Annotated in this window: 13 protein-coding genes and 1 pseudogene; 8 read left to right on the top strand and 6 right to left on the bottom strand. The window is 73.9% G+C overall.

Annotated features, from left to right (window positions below; all coding sequences use genetic code 11):
- The first annotated feature begins 115 nt into the window (after positions 1–115).
- From B1H29_RS06515 to B1H29_RS06505, 3 genes are all read left to right on the top strand, one after another.
- Positions 116–985, top strand: coding sequence for a hypothetical protein (locus B1H29_RS06515; protein ID WP_055419321.1), 870 nt, complete (start codon positions 116–118; stop codon positions 983–985).
- A 151-nt stretch (positions 986–1,136) separates the two neighbouring features.
- Positions 1,137–2,549 carry an aminotransferase class I/II-fold pyridoxal phosphate-dependent enzyme gene (locus B1H29_RS06510; protein ID WP_079160060.1) on the top strand — a complete coding sequence of 471 codons (1,413 nt, stop codon included), beginning with the start codon at positions 1,137–1,139 and terminating at the stop codon, positions 2,547–2,549.
- Complete coding sequence (locus B1H29_RS06505) at positions 2,546–3,637, top strand: MBL fold metallo-hydrolase (RefSeq protein WP_055419320.1); 1,092 nt, start codon at positions 2,546–2,548, stop codon at positions 3,635–3,637. The genes B1H29_RS06510 and B1H29_RS06505 overlap by 4 nt, the downstream gene beginning before the upstream one ends.
- Positions 3,638–3,905: 268 nt before the next feature.
- On the opposite strand, the gene B1H29_RS06500 is transcribed toward B1H29_RS06505, so the two are convergent.
- Entirely contained in the window at positions 3,906–4,538 is a 633-nt protein-coding gene (locus B1H29_RS06500) for a DedA family protein (protein ID WP_055419319.1), read from the bottom strand.
- Positions 4,535–5,308 carry an MBL fold metallo-hydrolase gene (locus B1H29_RS06495; RefSeq protein WP_055419318.1) on the bottom strand — a complete coding sequence of 258 codons (774 nt, stop codon included), beginning with the start codon at positions 5,306–5,308 and terminating at the stop codon, positions 4,535–4,537. Before B1H29_RS06495 ends, B1H29_RS06500 begins: the two co-directional genes overlap by 4 nt.
- 82 nt (positions 5,309–5,390) lie before the next feature.
- Here B1H29_RS06495 and B1H29_RS06490 point away from each other — a divergent pair, with 82 nt between their 5' ends.
- The 5 genes and pseudogenes from B1H29_RS06490 (at position 5,391) to B1H29_RS06470 (ending at position 10,839) form a co-directional block, all read left to right on the top strand.
- Complete coding sequence (locus B1H29_RS06490; protein ID WP_055419317.1) at positions 5,391–5,792, top strand: hypothetical protein; 402 nt, start codon at positions 5,391–5,393, stop codon at positions 5,790–5,792.
- Positions 5,793–5,908: 116 nt separating this feature from the next.
- On the top strand, positions 5,909–8,053 hold the full coding sequence (locus B1H29_RS06485; protein ID WP_055419316.1) for a phage holin family protein: 2,145 nt from the start codon (positions 5,909–5,911) through the stop codon (positions 8,051–8,053).
- Between the two features lie 84 nt (positions 8,054–8,137).
- Complete coding sequence (locus B1H29_RS06480; protein ID WP_055419315.1) at positions 8,138–9,550, top strand: amino acid permease; 1,413 nt, start codon at positions 8,138–8,140, stop codon at positions 9,548–9,550.
- Between the two features lie 40 nt (positions 9,551–9,590).
- A pseudogene (locus B1H29_RS06475) lies at positions 9,591–10,325 on the top strand (hypothetical protein); the annotation flags it as partial.
- 85 nt (positions 10,326–10,410) lie between these two features.
- Positions 10,411–10,839: an OsmC family protein gene (locus tag B1H29_RS06470; RefSeq protein WP_055419313.1), complete on the top strand. Its 429-nt coding sequence runs from the start codon at positions 10,411–10,413 to the stop codon at positions 10,837–10,839.
- Positions 10,840–10,851: 12 nt separating this feature from the next.
- On the opposite strand, the gene narI is transcribed toward B1H29_RS06470, so the two are convergent.
- From narI to B1H29_RS06450, 4 genes are read right to left on the bottom strand one after another with little or no spacing between them, the layout of a single operon-like run.
- Positions 10,852–11,574 carry a respiratory nitrate reductase subunit gamma gene (gene narI, locus B1H29_RS06465; RefSeq protein ID WP_055419933.1) on the bottom strand — a complete coding sequence of 241 codons (723 nt, stop codon included), beginning with the start codon at positions 11,572–11,574 and terminating at the stop codon, positions 10,852–10,854.
- Complete coding sequence (gene narJ / locus B1H29_RS06460; protein WP_055419312.1) at positions 11,571–12,065, bottom strand: nitrate reductase molybdenum cofactor assembly chaperone; 495 nt, start codon at positions 12,063–12,065, stop codon at positions 11,571–11,573. The genes narI and narJ overlap by 4 nt, the downstream gene beginning before the upstream one ends.
- 4 nt (positions 12,066–12,069) lie before the next feature.
- A complete protein-coding gene (gene narH, locus B1H29_RS06455) occupies positions 12,070–13,665 on the bottom strand; it encodes a nitrate reductase subunit beta (protein ID WP_055419311.1) in 1,596 nt (531 codons plus the stop codon).
- Complete coding sequence (locus B1H29_RS06450; RefSeq protein ID WP_055419310.1) at positions 13,665–17,360, bottom strand: nitrate reductase subunit alpha; 3,696 nt, start codon at positions 17,358–17,360, stop codon at positions 13,665–13,667. Before B1H29_RS06450 ends, narH begins: the two co-directional genes overlap by 1 nt.
- Positions 17,361–17,395: the final 35 nt, after the last annotated feature.

Raw genomic sequence — 17,395 nt, 5'->3', positions numbered from 1 at the left:
TCCCGTTCCCGCATACGGCGCACGGCGGCGCGCGCACCCGTGGCGGACGGGCTGTGATGGCCGAGGGGGCGCGAGTGCCGTGCCCCCGCAGCCGTCGCTCGAAGGAGCCCGCCCCATGCGCCGTACCGCCCGCGCCCTGTCCGCCGCCGTCCTGGCCAGTGCCGTCCTCGGCGTCTTCCCCGGGCCTGTCTCGGCCGATCCCGGCGCCCCGCAGCCGCCCACCGGTGCCGGCTCGCCCGCCGCGGAGGTCAGCCCGGCCGACGCCGCCCCGGGCGGCACCGTCACCGTCTCGGTGACCTGCGCCCCGACCGGCGGGTCCGCGCCCGCCACCCTGGACGCCACCTCACCGGCCTTCGACGAGGGCACCGTCGCGCTGCGCAAGGTGGCGGGCGACGAAGGGGCGGCCACCGGGCCCGCCTACCGCGGCACCGCGCGCATAGCCGCCGCCGAGGACTTCGAGAGCGAGCCGGAAGCGGAGGGCTCCGAGGACGCGTGGACCGTCGACGGCGCCTGTCCCGGGGAATCCGGCGCCGAGGGCGATCCCTGGAGCACGACGATGACCGTGCCGCAGGAGCCGGTGCACGTGCCGGAGGAGGCGGTGACCGTACCGGAGGAGGCCGTGACCGTACCGGAGCAGGGGAGCGGAGCCGTCGCACCTCCGTGCCCCGAGCCCACACACTCCGCCAAGCCCGGCGGGCAGTGCGGTGGGACCGAGCCCGTGTGTCCTGAAACGACCGTCCCGCACGGCGAGAGCGCCGCGCGGGGCACGTCCTGCACGACGAAGCCGCCGTGCCCCGAGCCCGTCGTTCCGGGCAAGTCCTGCGGGGGCGGGACCGCGGAGCACGGGGTACGGGCCGGCGCGGGCGGGGCCTTCACCGACTCGATGCCCGCCCTGGTCGCCGGTGGAGTCCTGATCGCGGGCGCGTTCGGCGCGGCGGCGCACCGGCTGCGGCTCCGCCTGCGCGGGGACGCCGGGCACCGCTGACCCGCGCCGCCGCCGGTCCGCGCGTGATCCGCGACCGGGGGGCACAGCCATGACAGGGCGGCACGGTGGGTACTTGGAGCAACGACCGGGGGAGAGAGCACCCGGCCGGGCGGCGACAGGACACGGCACCCAGGACTGGGCGGAGGCACGCATGCGGTGGACGGATCCCGACGGCCATGACTCCGACGGCCATGGCTCCGAGGGTCATGGCTTCGAGGGGCATGGCTTCGAGGGGCACGACGCCGTGAGGCGCGTGGCCGTGCGGCACCACCGGCCCGCGCACGACCCCGTGGGGCACGACCCCGTGGGGCGAGGGTCGGTGGGGCACGACCCCGTGGGGCATGGGCCCGTCCGATACGGCCCGCACATTCCCGACGACGGACTGCCCGTGCTGCCCGAACTCTCCGCCGTACTCGCCGCCGCGGCGGGCCGCGGCCGCGACGAACCGGCCGGCGGCGCCCCGCCCCTCCTCGACGCCGCCTGCGGCTACTGGGAGCGGCGCGGTCTGCCCACCGGGCCCGACCACGTCGCCGCCGCCCCCGGCGCCAACGCCCTGCTGCTCGCGCTGACCGCCGCGCTCGGCGGCGACGTCCTGGTGCCCCGTCCCTGCGCCGCCTGGTGGGCGCCGTACGCACGGTTGCTGGGCAGGCCCGTCTTCCACGTGCCGACCCCGGCCGAGTCCGGCGGCGTCCCCGACCCGTACGCCCTCCTGGAAACCGTCCGCCGGGTCCGCGCCGAGGGCGGCGACCCCCGCCTGCTCGTACTGGCCGTCGCCGACGACCCCACCGGAACCGTCGCGCCGCCCGAACTGCTGCACGAGACCGTCGAGGCCGCCGCCGGTGAGGGACTGCACCTGGTCGGTGACGAGACCTGGCGGGACACCGTGCACGACCCGCATGCCACCGTGCTGCTCAGCCCCGCCGAGATGCTGCCCGAGCGGGTCACCGTCGTCACCGACCTGGCCGGCGCGCTGCTGCCGCCGGGCTGGCCGGCCGCCGTCGCCCGGTTCCCCGCGTCCGCCGCCGGGGACGGCCTCCACGCGCGCGTGCTCGACGTGCTCACCGCCCTCGGCGCCCGCGTCGCCGCGCCCGTCGCCGCGGCGGCCGGGTACGCGCTCGCCGAACCCGAGCCCGTCGCCGCCCGCCGGTCGTGCGCCGTACGCCTGCACGCGCGCGTGGCCGCCGCCGTACACGCCGCCGTCGTCGCCGCGGGCGCCACCGCCCGGCCCCCGCAGGCCGGCCGCCACCTGTACGCCGACCTCGGCCCGCTGCGCGACGCGCTCGGCGCCCAGGGCGTCGGCGACGCCCAGGAACTGGAGGACTTCCTCACCGCGCGGCTCGGCATGCCCGCCCCCGGTGGGCACCGCTTCGGCGACGACCTTCCGGCCCTGCGCGTGCGGCTGGCCACCGGCCCGCTGCTGGACGGCGGCACCGCGGAGCAGCGCGCGGAATGCCTCACCTCCCCCGACCCGTTGGAACTGCCACACGTGCAACGCGCGTTGATCGGTCTGAAGTCGGTCTTCGGCGATCTGCGCGACGCTCAGCGACGGGAGCCTCCTCGATGACGCAGCAGCCTCGGTCGAGCACGTCCACGTCCATGTCCACGAGCACGTCCACGTCGGGGTCCACGTCCGTCAAGGGCACCGGCGCGCCGGCGGCCACGTCCTCCTCGGCTCCCCCGTACCCGCCGCTCGCCGAACCCCGGCCGATGGCCGAACACCGGGTGTGGCCGCGGACCTTCCACGACCGGCTCACCGCGCCGCTTCCCGGCCTGAAGGCCGTCGCCAGATTCGCCCGAGAGGGCGCGGTGAGACCCGGCCCCGAGGGCCTCGCCGACATCCCCCGGCTGCCCTACGCGCCCGGCCCGCTGCCCCGCGTGGACGCGCGCACCGTCGCCGTCACCTGGGCGGGACACGCGAGCTGGGTGGTGCGCATCGGCGGGCTCACCGTGCTCACCGACCCGGTCTGGTCCCGCCGCATCCTCGGCACCCCGGCCCGCGTCACTCCCGTCGGCGTCCCCTGGAGCGCCCTGCCGGGCGTCGACGCGGTCGTCATCAGCCACAACCACTACGACCACCTGGACGCCCCCACCCTGCGCCGGCTGCCGCGCGACACCCCCGTCTTCGCCCCGGCGGGGCTCGGCCGCTGGTTCCACCGCCGCCGCTTCACCCGGGTCACCGAGCTGGACTGGTGGGAGGCCGCGGAACTGGACGGCGTCCGCTTCGACTTCGTACCGGCCCACCACTGGTCCAAGCGCACCCTCACCGACACGTGCCGCACGCTGTGGGGCGGCTGGGTCCTCACCGACGCCGACGGCCGGCGCGTGTACTTCGCCGGTGACACCGGGTACGGCCACTGGTTCGCCCGCATCGGCCGCCGCCATCCCGGCATCGACCTCGCCCTGCTTCCCATCGGCGCCTACGATCCCCGCTGGTGGCTGCGCGACGTGCACTGCGACCCGGAGGAGGCGGTGCGGGCCGCCCAGGACGTCGGCGCCCGACGGATGGCGCCGATGCACTGGGGCACGTTCGTCCTGTCCGCGGAACCGGTGATGGAACCGCTCACCCGGGTACGCGCCGCCTGGCAGCGGGCGGGCCTGCCCCGGGAGCACCTGTGGGACCTCCCCGTCGGTGCGTCCCGCCTGCTGGAGTGACCAGTCCGCCAGTCCGCCAGTCCGCCAGTCCACGAGTCCGATGGCGCCGGTGCCATCGGTGCCATCGGTGCCGCCGGTGCTCGCGCCCGCGTGCCTTCCGGGCTCCAGCGCTTTCCGGGTCCTCGTGTTGCCGGGCTTGCATGCTTTCCGGGTCCGCGTGCTCTCCGGGCTCGCGTCCGGGATCCGCGTGCCTGCCGGGCCCGCCCTCTGCCGAACCCGCCCCTCCCGGCCCCTCCAGGGCCCCGCCCAGGCCCGGGCCGCCGGCGGCCTACGCCTTCGCCGGCCCCTGCCCCCGCAGCCGCCGCCACACGCTCGGCGCCCCGCTGACCAGCACGGTCAGTGCGATCGCCGCGGCCACGCCCTCCCACGGCTTGCTGAACAGGGCGCCGCTGAGGACGCCGATGAGCTGGTACGTCACCGCCCAGGCCAGGCAGGCCGGCAGGTTGCCCCGGGCGAACCGGCGCAGCGGCCACTCGGCCAGCAGGCAGGCCAGCATCACCGGTATCCGCCCCGCCGGCACCAGCCGGGACAGCACCAGCACCGCGACATCGTGCTCGGCGAGCTTCTCCTGCGCCTGCTCCAGCCGGTCCTCGGGCGCCCGGGACCGGATCGCCTCCAGCCAGCGCGAGCCGTTCCTCGAGCCGACCCCGCGCCGCCCCAGCCAGTACAGCGCCATGTCCCCGCAGAACGCGGCCAGCGACGCCGTCGCGAACACCATCAGCATCGAGAACGGCAGCGACTGGTGCATCGCCACCACGGCCGCCGAACTCACCAGCGCGCCGGTCGGCACCACCGGCACCAGCGCCCCGATCAGCACCAGCAGGAACAGCGAGGGATAGCCGAACGCCTGCTGGGCCGGCTCGGCCGGGATGCTCGTCACGGCGGCTCCCAGTCGGCTCACCGCGCGACCTCCACGCGCACACTCTCACCGTGCCCCAGCCGGTGCACCGCCACGCCCGGCGCGCGCAGCGCCGACAGGCGCACGAACTCGTCACCCGGCGTGTGGAACTCGTGGGGGCGCACGGCGTCCATCCCGATCGGCCAGTACGTGCCGTAGTGCACCGGCACCGCCGTGCGCGGCGCCAGCCGGGCCAGCGCCTCGGCCGCCCGCCCCGCGTCCAGGTGCTCCGCGCCCAGGTACGGCCCCCAGCCGCCCACCGGCAGCAACGCCGCGTCGACCGGCCCGACCTCCTTCTCCATGCCGTCGAACAGGCCGGTGTCCCCGGCGAAGTAGGTCCGTGCCTCGCCCTCGACGACATAGCCGAGGGCGGGGGAGCGGTGCGGTCCGAGCGGCAGCCGCCGCCCGTCGTGCCGCGCGGGCACCGCCCGTATCCGCAGGCCCCCGACGACCGTCCGGTCGCCGGGCGCCACCTCGGTCAGCTCCAGGTGCCCCAGCCGGCGCAGCCCCGGCACCGCCCGTCGTGCGCCCCGGGGCACGAGCAGGCGCGTGCCCGGCGCGAGCCGCGCGAGCGACGGCACGTGCAGGTGGTCGGCGTGCAGGTGGGACACGAGCGCCACGTCCGCGCGCCAGGCGTCCGGCGGCGGCACCTCGCCCCGCCTGCGGCGCAGATGGGCGAGCCGGCGGACGAACAGAGGGTCGGTGAGCACGCGGATGTCCGAGTCCTCGACCGTGCAGGTGGCGTGACCCCACCACGTGAGCTCCACCGGCACCCCTTTGCCTCCTTCGCGCGACTCCCCGAAGCCTACGTCCAGGAGTAGGGTCGGCGGCGAAACGGGAGGTGAGGGGGACGCCATGAGACGGGTGCGGGTGACGGCGATCGCGAGTCTGACGCCGCTGGAGCAGTTGGACGACGACCCCTTCCTGGTCGACTCCCGCAGCCAGCACGCCATGTGCGCCCGCTGGGCCGCGGCGCACGGATACGTCGTCGCCAGGGAACTCCTGGTACGCGGACTGCGGACCGACCACGACGCCTTGTGGGACGGAGTCCGGCCCGGGCACGACCTGTTCGTGGCGCCCAGCCGCCGGGTGCTGGAAAGTGCCCTGTCGTCCGTGGAGGAGTTCTTGACGGAGTGCGCGCGGCGCGGGGTCCGGGTCGAGACGGTCGGTCACGCCGAACCGTCCTACGACGCCCGGATGAAGGCGTGCGTGCACCGGCGGCTGTCGATGCCGACGGCCGGGTACGACGGCCGCTGACCTCCGTCGCGGGCACCGCGGGGGCGTGAACCGGACCCGGGGGGACAAACGGGTGCTCCGGACCGTTGTGACAGGGTGGGGCAGGCCCGCGCGGACGACGGGCCGGGACGTGAGGTGTGCGGAGCGTGGGTGGAGGGCGTTGGCGCCGGGTCGCCAGTCAGATCGGGCGGAGTGTCACGGTGTGGGCCGTCTCCACCCTCACCATGCTCGTGCTCGCCGGGATCCTGCCGGACTTCCGGCTCCAGTCGCCCGACGGCGACAGCGCGACCGACATCGCGATGACCGCCGCGGTCGGCGCCGGCGCCTTCGGCCTGCTGTCCGCCCTGGTGTGGCCACTGCTGGTCCGACTGCTGCTCCTGGTGCCGGCGCTCGTCCTCGGGCTCCTCGTCTTCTTCCTCAACGGCGGGCTGCTGCTCCTCGCGATCGACGTGAATCCGGCCGGGCGCGGCGGCGTCGCTCCGGAGACGGCGGTCGTGGTGGCCGCCGTCATGTCGGCCGTCGCCTCCGCCACCGGCGGTGCCCTGGCCGTGCGCGACGACGACGCCTACCGGCGCCGGCTCTACCGCCTCGCCGACCGCCGCCGCGGATCCGGCCCGCCCTGCCCGGCCGACCCGGGCACCGTCTTCCTGCAACTGGACGGCGTCGGTCACGACGTCCTGCTGGACGCCGTCGACGGCGGCGCCATGCCCACCGTCGCCCGGTGGCTGGGCCGCGACGGCACCTCCGCGACCCACCGGCTCGCCCTGTGGCGCACCGACTGGTCCAGCCAGACCGGCGCCAGCCAACTCGGCATCCTGCACGGCTCCAACCACGACGTCCCCGCCTTCCGCTGGTACGAGAAGGACAGCGGCGAGGTGGTGGTCTGCAACCGCCCGACCAGCGCCGCCCAACTGCAGCACCGCGCCGTCAAGCACACCGGCGACGGCGGACTGCTCAGCTTCGACGGCGCCAGCCGCGGCAACCTCTTCGGGGGCGGCGCCGACGAACAGGCCCTCGTCCTCTCCATCGCCACCCGCCGCCGCGGCCCTCAGACGCGGTCCCGGTCCGGCTACTTCGCCTACTTCTCCGACCCGGCGAACGCCGTACGCACCGCGATGTCCTTCGTCGCCGAGGTCTGCCGGGAGATCGGCCAGTCCACCCGCGCCCGCGTCCACAAGGTCCGCCCCCGCGTCTCCCGCGGCGGCCTCTACCCCTTCGTCCGCGCCTTCGCGACCGTCGTCGAACGGGACGTCGTCGTCGCCGCGGTGATGGGCGACATGCTCGCCGGCCGCACCGCCGTCTACGCCGACCTGGTCGCCTACGACGAGGTGGCGCACCACTCCGGGCCGGGCAGCCGGGACGCCGCGAAGGTCCTCCAGCGGCTCGACCGCTCCCTCGCGCTGATCGAGAAGGTCGCCGAGCACGCCCCCCGCAGGTACCGCGTCGTCGTCCTGTCCGACCACGGCCAGAGCCCCGGCGAGACCTTCCGCGCCCGCTACGGCCTCACCCTCGGCGACCTGGTGCGGGCCGGCTGCGGGCTGCCCGTGCCGCGCCGCGCGCAGCGCACCCGCAGCGGCGCCGAGGCGCGCAACACCGTACGGGCCGCCCTGCACCGGCCCGTCGAGGAGGGCGCCGAGCAGCAGCGCCCCGCCGACACCCCCACCGGCCGCCGCTCGGAGCCGATCGTGCTGGCCTCCGGCAATCTGGGCCTGGTCTCCTTCCCGGACGTCCGGCACCGGATGACCCGGGAGGAGATCGACGCCCGCCACCCCGCCCTGCTGCCCACCCTCGCCAACCACCCCGGCATCGGCTTCCTGCTGGTCCGCAGCGAGCGGCACGGCGGTGTCGTACTCGGCGCGCGGGGCGCGGAGGTCCGGCTCGACCGGCTCGACGAGGACCCCGGCCCGCTCGCGCCCTTCGGACCCGGCGCCGCCGACGCCGTGCGCCGCACGCACTCCTTCCCGCACACCGCCGACATCATGGTCAACTCCTTCCACGACCCGGCCGACGGCGAAGTTCTCGCCTTCGAGGAGCAGATCGGCTCCCACGGCGGGCTCGGCGGCGCCCAGTCGCGTGCCTTCCTGCTGTCACCGGTGGTCCTGTCCGCGCCGGTCGCCGAGGGCGCGGAGATCGTCGGCGCCGAGCACGTGCACCGGGTCCTGCGCCGCTGGCTACGCGAGTCGAACGGCCCGCAGGTGCCCGTGGAGGATCCCCGGTCCAGAGCCGTCGACAGCGGACCTTTTCCGGTGGTGGACGGGGTCGTACAGGACAAAAGCGCCTGATTTGGAACCGTGCCGGACCGTGCCCGACCATGGGCGCCGTCCCGGCGATCCCGGGCACCAGTTCCAAGGAAGGCGCCCCACCCCATGCACGTCACCGGGACCGTCCCCCCACCGGCTCCGGACCAGCGGGAAACCCCCGCGGCCCCCGATTCCGCTCCGGCACCCGGCGACGGCAGGCACGCCCGCCGCTTCGGGCTCCCCGTCGCCACCGCCCTGGTCATGGGCAACATCATCGGCGGCGGCATCTTCCTGCTTCCGGCCTCCGTCGCGCCCTTCGGCACGATCAGTCTGCTCGCCTTCGGTGTCCTGACCGTCGGCGCCGTCGCGCTCGCCCTGGTCTTCGGCCGCCTCGCCGCCCGCGACCCGCGCACCGGCGGCCCCTACGTCTACGCCCGCGAGGCCTTCGGCGACTTCGCCGGCTTCCTCGCCGCCTGGGCGTACTGGATCACCACCTGGGTGTCCAACGCGGCCCTGGCCGTCGCCGCCGTCGGCTACCTCGACGTCCTGATCCCGGTGAACGACCACCGCTGGACCGCCTGCCTTGCCGCGCTCGTCATCCAGTGGCTGCCGGCGCTCGCCAACTTCGCGGGCACCCGCTACGTGGGCGCCGTCCAGTTGGTGTCGACCGTCCTGAAGTTCGCTCCGCTGCTCCTGGTCGCGGTCGGCGGGCTGTTCTTCTTCGACGCGGACAACCTCGGCCCGTTCAACGCGAGCGGCGGCAGCGGCATCGGCGCGGTCTCCGCCGCCGCCGCGATCCTGCTCTTCTCCTACCTCGGCGTGGAGTCCGCCGCCGTCAGCGCCGGCGAGGTCAAGGACCCCCGCCGCACGGTCGGCCGGGCCACGGTCATCGGCACCGCGGGCGCCGCCCTGGTCTATCTCCTGGGCACCCTGTCCGTCTTCGGCACGGTCGCCCACGACCGTCTGGTGGACTCCACCGCGCCCTTCTCCGACGCCGTGAACGCCATGTTCGGCGGCGCCTGGGGCGGCTGGGCCGTGGCACTCGCCGCCCTGGTGTCCATGACCGGCTGCCTCAACGGCTGGACGCTGCTCAGCGCCCAGACCCCGTACGCCGCCGCGAAGGACGGCCTCTTCCCGGCCGCGTTCGCCCGCAGGCGGCGCGGCGTCCCGACGACCGGGGTCGCCGTCACCGTCGTCCTCGCCTCCCTGCTCACCGTCTACAACTACACGTCGGGTCCGGCGAAGGTCTTCGAGGTCCTCGTCCTCGTCACCACCTTCACCGCGACCGTGCCGTACCTGCTGGCCACCGCCGCGCAGCTCTTCCACCTGGTGTCGGGACAGGGCGAGAGGGTCGACCGGTCGCGGCTCGTGCGGGACGGTGTGATCGCGGCGGTCGCGGCCGGATTCTCCCTCTGGCTGGTCGCCGGTGCCGGCTACGCGGCGGTGTACCAGGGCGTGCTGTTCCTCTTCGCGGGCGTGCTGGTCTACGCGGTGATGGCGGCCCGCAGACGGCGCGCGGAGGGCCCCGCCGCACCGTGATCCGGCTGCGCGGGGGCGGCGGGGGACCCGCACTGGTGTCCGCGCGCACGGCGTCTGCGTCGCCGCCGCCCCCCCTGGGCCGGCGAAATCCACGTCATCCCGCTGCGGCGCTTCGACGACGAGAGTGGCGGATCGTCCTCGCCCACGAAATGCCGCACGCCGCCGTGCGCCACGGCGACCGCCGCGGCACCCGCGACCCCCACCTCCCCCACCTCCGCAACGTAGCCTGCGACCACGTCGTCAACGGCCGACCGGTGCCCGCCGGTTCGACGAGCCCGTACCCCGGCCCGAGCCCGTACGGTCCTACGCGCGCCCCCCGGCGCCTGGCGGCCACCCCCGGCGTCCCGCGCGCCGGACGGTACTTCCCGCCCGAAGAGGTCGCCCGCCGCACCTTCGGCGCCGTCCTGGACACCTCCGGCTCGATGGGCCGCACCCTGCTCGGCGAGGCACTCGGCGCCATCGCCTCCCGCGCCGGGGCCCCCGACGTGCCCGCCGCCCGGGTCGTGTTCTGCGACGCGGCGCCGCACGACGCCGGGTACCTGCCCGTGCCGGACCTCGCGGGCCGGGTGCGGGCGCACGGCAGGGGTGGCACGGTGCCCCGGCCCGGCGTCGGTCCGCTGCGGCGCGCCGACGGCTTCCCGCCCGCCGCGCCGGTGCCCGTCAGCACCGGCGGCTGGTGCGACTACCGCGGGTGCCGCGCGAGCACGCCTGCCTGGTCCCGCGGGGTGCGCGGCTGCCGTTCACCGCCCGGGGACCGGTCTTCCGCGTGAGCTGAGCCGGAGTGTGATCGGATGGGGGTGGGAACCCGGACACGGGCTCCCACCGCCCCAGTACAGCAAGCGAATTCGAGAGGACCCGCCGTGGCAACCACGCGCTCCGCACACACCGTCTGGGAAGGCAACCTGCTCGAGGGCAACGGTGTCGTCACCTTCGACTCGTCCGGCATCGGCGAGCAGCCGGTGTCGTGGCCGTCGCGCGCCGAGCAGGCGAACGGCAAGACCAGCCCGGAAGAGCTGATCGCCGCCGCCCACTCGAGCTGCTTCTCCATGGCGCTGTCGCACGGTCTGGCCGGCGCCGGCACCCCGCCCACCAAGCTCACCACCTCCGCCGACGTCACCTTCCAGCCCGGTGAGGGCATCACGGGCATCCACCTCACCGTGGAGGGCACCGTCCCCGGCCTCGACAACGACGCGTTCGTCTCCGCCGCCGAGGACGCCAAGAAGAACTGCCCGGTCAGCCAGGCCCTGACCGGCACCACCATCACCCTCACGGCGAAGCTCGCCGGCTAGGGTCCGTCCGGTTCAGGAGCCCGCGCGCTCCCAGCCACGCCGGTCCGGGCGCGGCCCCAGTTGCCTGGGGTCGCGCGACCGGTAGACCACGTACGGCCGGACCAGGTACTGGACCGGCGCGCTGAACATGTGCACGAGCCGCGTGTAGGGCACCAGGGCGATCAGCACCATCCCGATCACCGCGTGCACCTGGTACAGCGCCGGCACCCCCACCATCAGCTCCGTTCTCGGCTGGAGGGTGAACAGGCCGCGCGACCAGGGTCCGATGGTGTGCCGGTAGTCGTAGCCCGTGCCGGAGGAGTGCGCGAGCTTGGCCACCATGCCGAGGACGATGGCACTCAGCAGGAAGACGTACATGACCTTGTCGTTGGCGGTCGTCGCCCGGAACACGGGCGCGTTGGTGCGACGCCGGTAGATGAGGACGATGATCCCGGCGACCGCCAGCGCCCCGGCCGCCGTGCCGCCGTACAGGGACAGCAGGTGGTAGGCGTGCCCGCTCACGCCCACCGCGTCCGTCCACGACTCGGGGACGAACAGCCCGATGAGATGGCCGACCAGCACGAACAGGATGCCGTAGTGGAACACCGGCGAGGCGATGTTCAGCAGCCTGGACTCGTAGACCTGGGAGGACCGCGTCGTCCAGCCGAAGCGGTCGTAGCGGTGCCGCCAGACCAGGCCGGCGATCAGCAGGGCGAACGCGGCGTAGGGCAGCACGCCCCAGAGGAAGACGGTCACGGGCGTGCTCCGGTGGGTGCGGGCGGCAGGGTGGCGCACACGGCGTCCAGGACGCACGCGTAGGGCGTTCCGAAGGCGGTGAGCCGGGAGCGGAGCTGGTCCAGGGCGTCGCGGTGCTCGGCGAGCATGCCGATGTCCCCGGTACGGGAGGCGAACTCCAGCACCGCCGGCAGGAAGTCCGGCAGCTCCTCGTCGGTGAACTCCAGACCGTGGGCCCGGTACAGCTCCTTGAAGCGGACCAGCGACATGCCGCGGTTGCGGGTGTCGCCGTCGGTCCACCAGCTCAGGTACAGGCTGTGCCGGTTCTTGAAGTCGAAGACCTCCACGTAGTGTGCCTGGAGCTCTCCCTGCGGGGTCACGGCCGCGTGGTCGGTGAACCCCCGCAGTTGCGGCGCGGCCTCGCGCAGCAGCGGCAGCCGGGTGCGGAAGTCGTCGTCGGGATACGTCAGACAGAGCGCCGCCGCCTGGTACAGCACCTCGAATCCGGGCATCGGATCAGACCTCCCTCTCGTCGCCCGCGGTCTGCCGCCTGCGCAGGATGTGAAAGTTCTCCACCGGCACCAGCGGCAGCCGCCTGCGTCCGGAGTCCTGGCCGAAGGGGCCGTCGCCGCCCATGCCCGGCCCGCCGTCGGTGTCCAGGCTGCACGTGTCCGGCAGCGCGGACGCCTCCAGCCGGTGCGCGTCACCGACGGCCGCCGTCGGGATCACGTACCGCTCCTCGTACTTGGCGATCGCCAGCAGCCGGTACATGTCCTCGACCTCCTGGGCGCGCATCCCGACGCCCGCGCAGACGGCCGGGTCGGGGTCCTCGCCGAGGTTGACCGACCGCATGTGGGCGCGCATCGCCGCCAGCTTCTCCAGTGACGCCCGCACCGGGCCCACGTCGCCCGCCGTGAACACCTCCGCCAGGTACTCCAGCGGGATCCGCAGCGTGTCGATGGCGCCGAAGAGGTTGTCCGGGTCCTCGCCGTCGTGCCCGGTCTCCGTCAGCGCGTCCACCACCGGCGACAGCGGAGGGATGTACCAGACCATCGGCATGGTCCGGTACTCCGGATGCAGGGGCAGCGCCACCCGGTACCTGCTCACCAGCGCGTGCACGGGGGAGCGCCGGGCCGCCTCCATCCAGTCGTACGGGATCCCCGCCTCCTCGGCCGCCCGCCGCACCGCGGTGTCGGCGGGGTCGAGGAACAAGCCCAACTGCGCCTCGTACAGGTCCCGCTCGTCCGGCGTGGAGGCCGCCTCGGTCACCTTGTCGGCGTCGTACAGCACGACCCCCAGGTACCTGAGCCTGCCCACGCAGGTCTCCGAGCAGACCGTCGGCTGCCCCACCTCGACGCGCGGATAGCAGAAGGTGCACTTCTCGGCCTTGCCGGTGCGGTGGTTGAAGTACACCTTCTTGTACGGGCATCCCGTCACGCACATCCGCCAGCCCCGGCAGCGGTCCTGGTCGACCAGGACGATGCCGTCCTCCGCACGCTTGTACATCGCCCCGGACGGGCACGAGGCCACGCACGACGGGTTGAGGCAGTGCTCGCAGATGCGCGGCAGGTAGAACATGAAGGTCTCCTCGTACGCGAACCGCACCTTCTTGGAAGCCTGTTGGCGCGTGCGCTCCACCATCGGGTCGAGGTCTCCGTAGGCGGGGGTGCCTCCCAGGTTGTCGTCCCAGTTCGAGGACCAGCCGATCTTCATCGGCTTGCCGTCGAGCTGGGAGACGGGCCGGGCGACGGGGTAGTCCTCGCCGAGCGGGGCGTCGGTGAGGTTCCTGTAGTCGTACGTCCAGGGCTCGTAGTAGTCCTTGATCTCCGGGAGCCTCGGGTTGGAGAAGATCCCCGCGAGCTTCTTGAACCGGCCGCCCGCCTTCAGCTTCAGCGCACCCCGCCGGTTCAGCTCCCAGCCGCCCCGCCACTTCCCCTGGTCCTCGTAGCGGCGCGGATAGCCCTGGCCGGGGCGGGTCTCGACGTTGTTGAACCAGACGTACTCCATGCCCCGCCGGTTGGTCCACGCCTGCTTGCAGGTGACCGAGCAGGTGTGGCAGCCGATGCACTTGTCGAGGTTCATGACCATGGCGACCTGGGCCATCGGGCGCATCAGTACTCGACCTCCTGGCCGCGGCGGCGGATCACGGTGACCTCGTCGCGCTGGTTGCCCGTCGGACCGAGGTAGTTGAACGCCCAGGACAACTGGGCGTAGCCGCCGATGAGATGGGTCGGCTTGAGGATCAGCCGGGTGAGGGAGTTGTGGATGCCGCCGCGTCTGCCGGTCGTCTCCGTCAGGGGGACGTTGACCGTCCGTTCCTGCGCGTGGTGCATGTAGACCGTGCCGGGCGGCATGCGGTGCGAGACGATCGCGCGGGCCACCACCACGCCGTTGCGGTTGACCGCCTCGATCCAGTCGTCGTCGGCGACGCCGATCGCCTCCGCGTCCCGCGTGGACATCCAGACGGTCTGACCGCCCCGGGACAGGGCCAGCATGAACAGGTTGTCCTGGTACTCGGAGTGGATGGACCACTTGTTGTGCGGGGTGAGGTAGCGGACCGTCACCGCCCGGTGTCCGTCCGGACCGAGCTGCGGTTCGCCGAACAGCCTGCTCATGTCCAGCGGCGGCCGGTACACCGGCAGCGCCTCGCCCAGCTCGTGCATCCAGTCGTGGTCGAGAAAGAAGTGCTGGCGGCCGGTGAGGGTGTGCCAGGGCTTGAGGTGCTCGGTGTTGAGCGTGAACGCGGTGTACCGGCGCCCGCCGGCCTCGCTGCCCGACCACTCCGGCGAGGTGATCACCGGCACGGGCGCCGCCTGGGTGTCCGCGTAGGTGATCCGCTTGCCCTCGTGCTCGGCGGCGAGGTGGGCCATCCGCTGCCCGGTCTTCGCCTCCAGCGTGTGGAAGCCCTGGACGGCCAGGCGCCCGTTGGTCGTGCCGGACAGGGCCAGGATGGTGTTGGCGGCCTTCACCGCCGTGTCCAGCGCCGGACGCCCGTCGGCCGGGCCGCCGCGCACCGCCCCGTTCATGCGCCGCAGCCGCTCCACCTCCGCGTCGGGCCGCAGGGTGATGCCCTTGGCGGGCAGGCCCTTGGCCTCCACCAGCGGGCCCAGCGCCGCGAACTTCGCGCCGACCGCCGTGTAGTCGCGCTCCACGACGACGAGGTTCGGCATGGTCCTCCCGGGCTCGGGATCGCACTCCCCGCGCCGCCAGTCCCGTACCACCCCGCCCGGCTGGGCCGTCTCGCCCGGCGTGTCGTGCTGGAGCGGAGCCGCCACCAGGTCCTTGCGTACCCCGAGGTGGCCGACGGCCAGCTCGCTCAGTCGCTCGGCGAGTGCCTTGAAGGCGTCGAAATCGGTCCGTGTCTGCCACGGGGGGTCCACGGCCGGGGAGAAGGCGTGCACGTAGGGGTGCATGTCCGTGCTGGACAGGTCGTGCTTCTCGTACCAGGTCGCGGCGGGCAGCACCACGTCGGAGAGCAGCGTGGACGAGGTGTGCCGGAAGTCCAGCGACAGCAAGAGGTCGAGTTTCCCCTCCGGCGCATCCTCCCGCCACACCACGTCCCGGGGACGCTCGTCGGGCGCGGCCTCCTCGGCGCGCAGCGAGGAGTGCGTGCCCAGCAGGTGCTTGGTGAAGTACTCGGCGCCCTTCGCCGAAGAACCGAGCAGGTTGGCCCGCCACAGGGTCAGGATCCGCGGCCAGTTCTCCGGCGCGTCCGGGTCCTCGCAGGCGAACTTCAGTGTTCCCGCCCGCAGTTCGGCCACCGCGTTCGCCACCGGGTCGCCGAACGCCTCGCCCAGCTCCAGCGGACTGCGGTCGAAGGTCGGGTACGACGGCATCCAGCCCGTCCGCGCCGACAGCGCCAGGCAGTCCGCGCCCGTCATGCCCGCCAGCCGCCCCTCGCCCAGCGGCGAGGCCAGTACGTCGGCGCCGAACCGGTCGTAGCGCCACTGATCGGTGTTGAGGTACCAGTACGCGGTGCCGATCATCTGGCGCGGCGGGCGCGACCAGTCCGACGCGGCGGCCAGCGACGCCCAGCCGGTCACCGGGCGGCACTTCTCCTGGCCCACGTAGTGTGCCCAGCCGCCGCCGTTGCGGCCCTGGCAGCCGGTGAGCTGGAGCAGGGCCAGGAAGGCCCGGTAGATCGTCTCGGAGTGGAACCAGTGGTTGGTGCCCGCGCCCATGAGGATCATGCAGCGGCCCTTGGAGCGCTCGGCGGTGCGCGCGAACTCCCGGGCGATCCGCACACAGGCCGTGGCCGGGACCGAGGTGTGCGTCTGCTGCCAGGCCGGAGTGCCGGGCGCGTCCGCGTCCTCGTACGAGACCGGCCAGTCGCCCGGCACCCCGGGCCGTGCCACGCCGTACTGCGCCAGCAGCAGGTCGAACACCGTGGTCACCAGCGGCCCGGTCGCCCCGCCCAGCCGTGTCGCCGGCACACCCCGCCGAACGACCTCGCCGCGGCCCTGCGCGTGCGCGCCGCCCTCGGTGTCGAAGCGGGGGAGCAGCACCTGAACGCCCGACGCCATCTCGTGGCCGTGCAGGCTCAGCAGGGGCCGCACGTCACCGAGGTCGAGGTTCCACTTCCCCTGGTCCGCCTCGTTCCAGCGGAAGCCCAGCGACCCGTTCGGGACGACCGCGCGGCCCGTCGTCCCGTCCAGCACGACCGTCTTCCAGGCGGCGTCCGCGCCCTCCTGCCCCAGGTCGGCGGCGCGCAGGAACTTCGCCGGGACGTGACCCCCGTCCCGCTCGGTCAGTGTCACCAGGAACGGAAGGTCCGTGAAGCGCCGTACGTAGTCGTCGAAGAAGGGCGTGACGCGGTCGACGAAGAACTCCTTGAGGACCACGTGCCCCATGGCGAGGGCCAGGGCGCCGTCCGTGCCCGGGTGCGGGTGCAGCCACTGGTCGGCGAATTTGGTGTTGTCGGCGTAGTCGGGGGAGACGACCACGACCTTCTGGCCCCGGTAGCGGGCCTCCGCCATCCAGTGCGCGTCCGGCGTACGGGTCACCGGGACGTTCGAACCCCACATGATCAGGTACGCCGCGTCCCACCAGTCGCCCGACTCCGGCACGTCCGTCTGGTCGCCGAAGACCTGCGGGGACGCCACGGGGAGGTCGGCGTACCAGTCGTAGAACGACAGCATCGGCGCGCCGATGAGGGAGTGGAAGCGGGCACCGGCCGCGTGCGACACCATCGACATCGCCGGGATGGGAGAGAAGCCGGCGATGCGGTCGGGGCCCTGGGTGCGGATGGTGTGGACGTGGGCCGCGGCGACCATCTCGACGGCCTCGTCCCAGGTCGCCCGGACCAGGCCGCCCTTGCCGCGCGCCCGCTGGTAGCGCCGCCGCCGCTCGGGGTCTTCCTGGACGTCGGCCCAGGCCAGCACCGGATCCGACAGCCGCGCCTTCGCCTCCCGGTACATGTCCAGCAGCACGCCGCGCACGTACGGGTAGCGCACGCGGGTAGGCGAGTACGTGTACCAGGAGAAGGCCGCTCCCCGGGGGCAGCCGCGCGGCTCGTACTCGGGGCGGTCCGGGCCGACCGACGGGTAGTCCGTCGCCTGGGTCTCCCAGGTGATGACGCCGTCCTTGACGAACACGTTCCAGCGGCAGGAGCCGGTGCAGTTCACGCCGTGCGTGGAGGTCACGACCTTGTCGTGGCTCCAGCGGTCCCGGTAGAAGGCGTCCGCCTCCCGGCCGCCGACCAGCCCGATGCTGTGCAGGTCGGGCGCCGCGGTGCCGGGCCGGAAGAACCGTCCCGCGCGCAGCAGCGCCGCGCCCGGCTCGGTGGGCGGTGTCCGCGTCTCGGTCACGTGCGCTCCCTTGATCACCCTCGGCTTCCGAACCT

The organism is Streptomyces pactum, from assembly GCF_002005225.1.
Taxonomy (GTDB): Bacteria; Actinomycetota; Actinomycetes; order Streptomycetales; family Streptomycetaceae; genus Streptomyces; species Streptomyces pactum_A.
The sequence above is the reverse complement of the archived record's forward strand: the minus strand, read 5'-3'. Positions and strand labels throughout refer to the sequence as shown.

Excerpts from the sequence above, each read along its gene's own strand:
- B1H29_RS06515 (WP_055419321.1), top strand. The coding sequence starts at position 116 with ATGCGCCGTACCGCCCGCGCCCTGTCCGCCGCCGTCCTGGCCAGTGCC.
- narH (WP_055419311.1), bottom strand. The coding sequence starts at position 13,665 with ATGCGCCCGATGGCCCAGGTCGCCATGGTCATGAACCTCGACAAGTGC.
- B1H29_RS06490 (WP_055419317.1), top strand. The coding sequence starts at position 5,391 with ATGAGACGGGTGCGGGTGACGGCGATCGCGAGTCTGACGCCGCTGGAG.
- narJ (WP_055419312.1), bottom strand. The coding sequence starts at position 12,065 with ATGCCCGGATTCGAGGTGCTGTACCAGGCGGCGGCGCTCTGTCTGACG.
- B1H29_RS06510 (WP_079160060.1), top strand. The coding sequence starts at position 1,137 with ATGCGGTGGACGGATCCCGACGGCCATGACTCCGACGGCCATGGCTCC.
- B1H29_RS06505 (WP_055419320.1), top strand. The coding sequence starts at position 2,546 with ATGACGCAGCAGCCTCGGTCGAGCACGTCCACGTCCATGTCCACGAGC.
- B1H29_RS06480 (WP_055419315.1), top strand. The coding sequence starts at position 8,138 with ATGCACGTCACCGGGACCGTCCCCCCACCGGCTCCGGACCAGCGGGAA.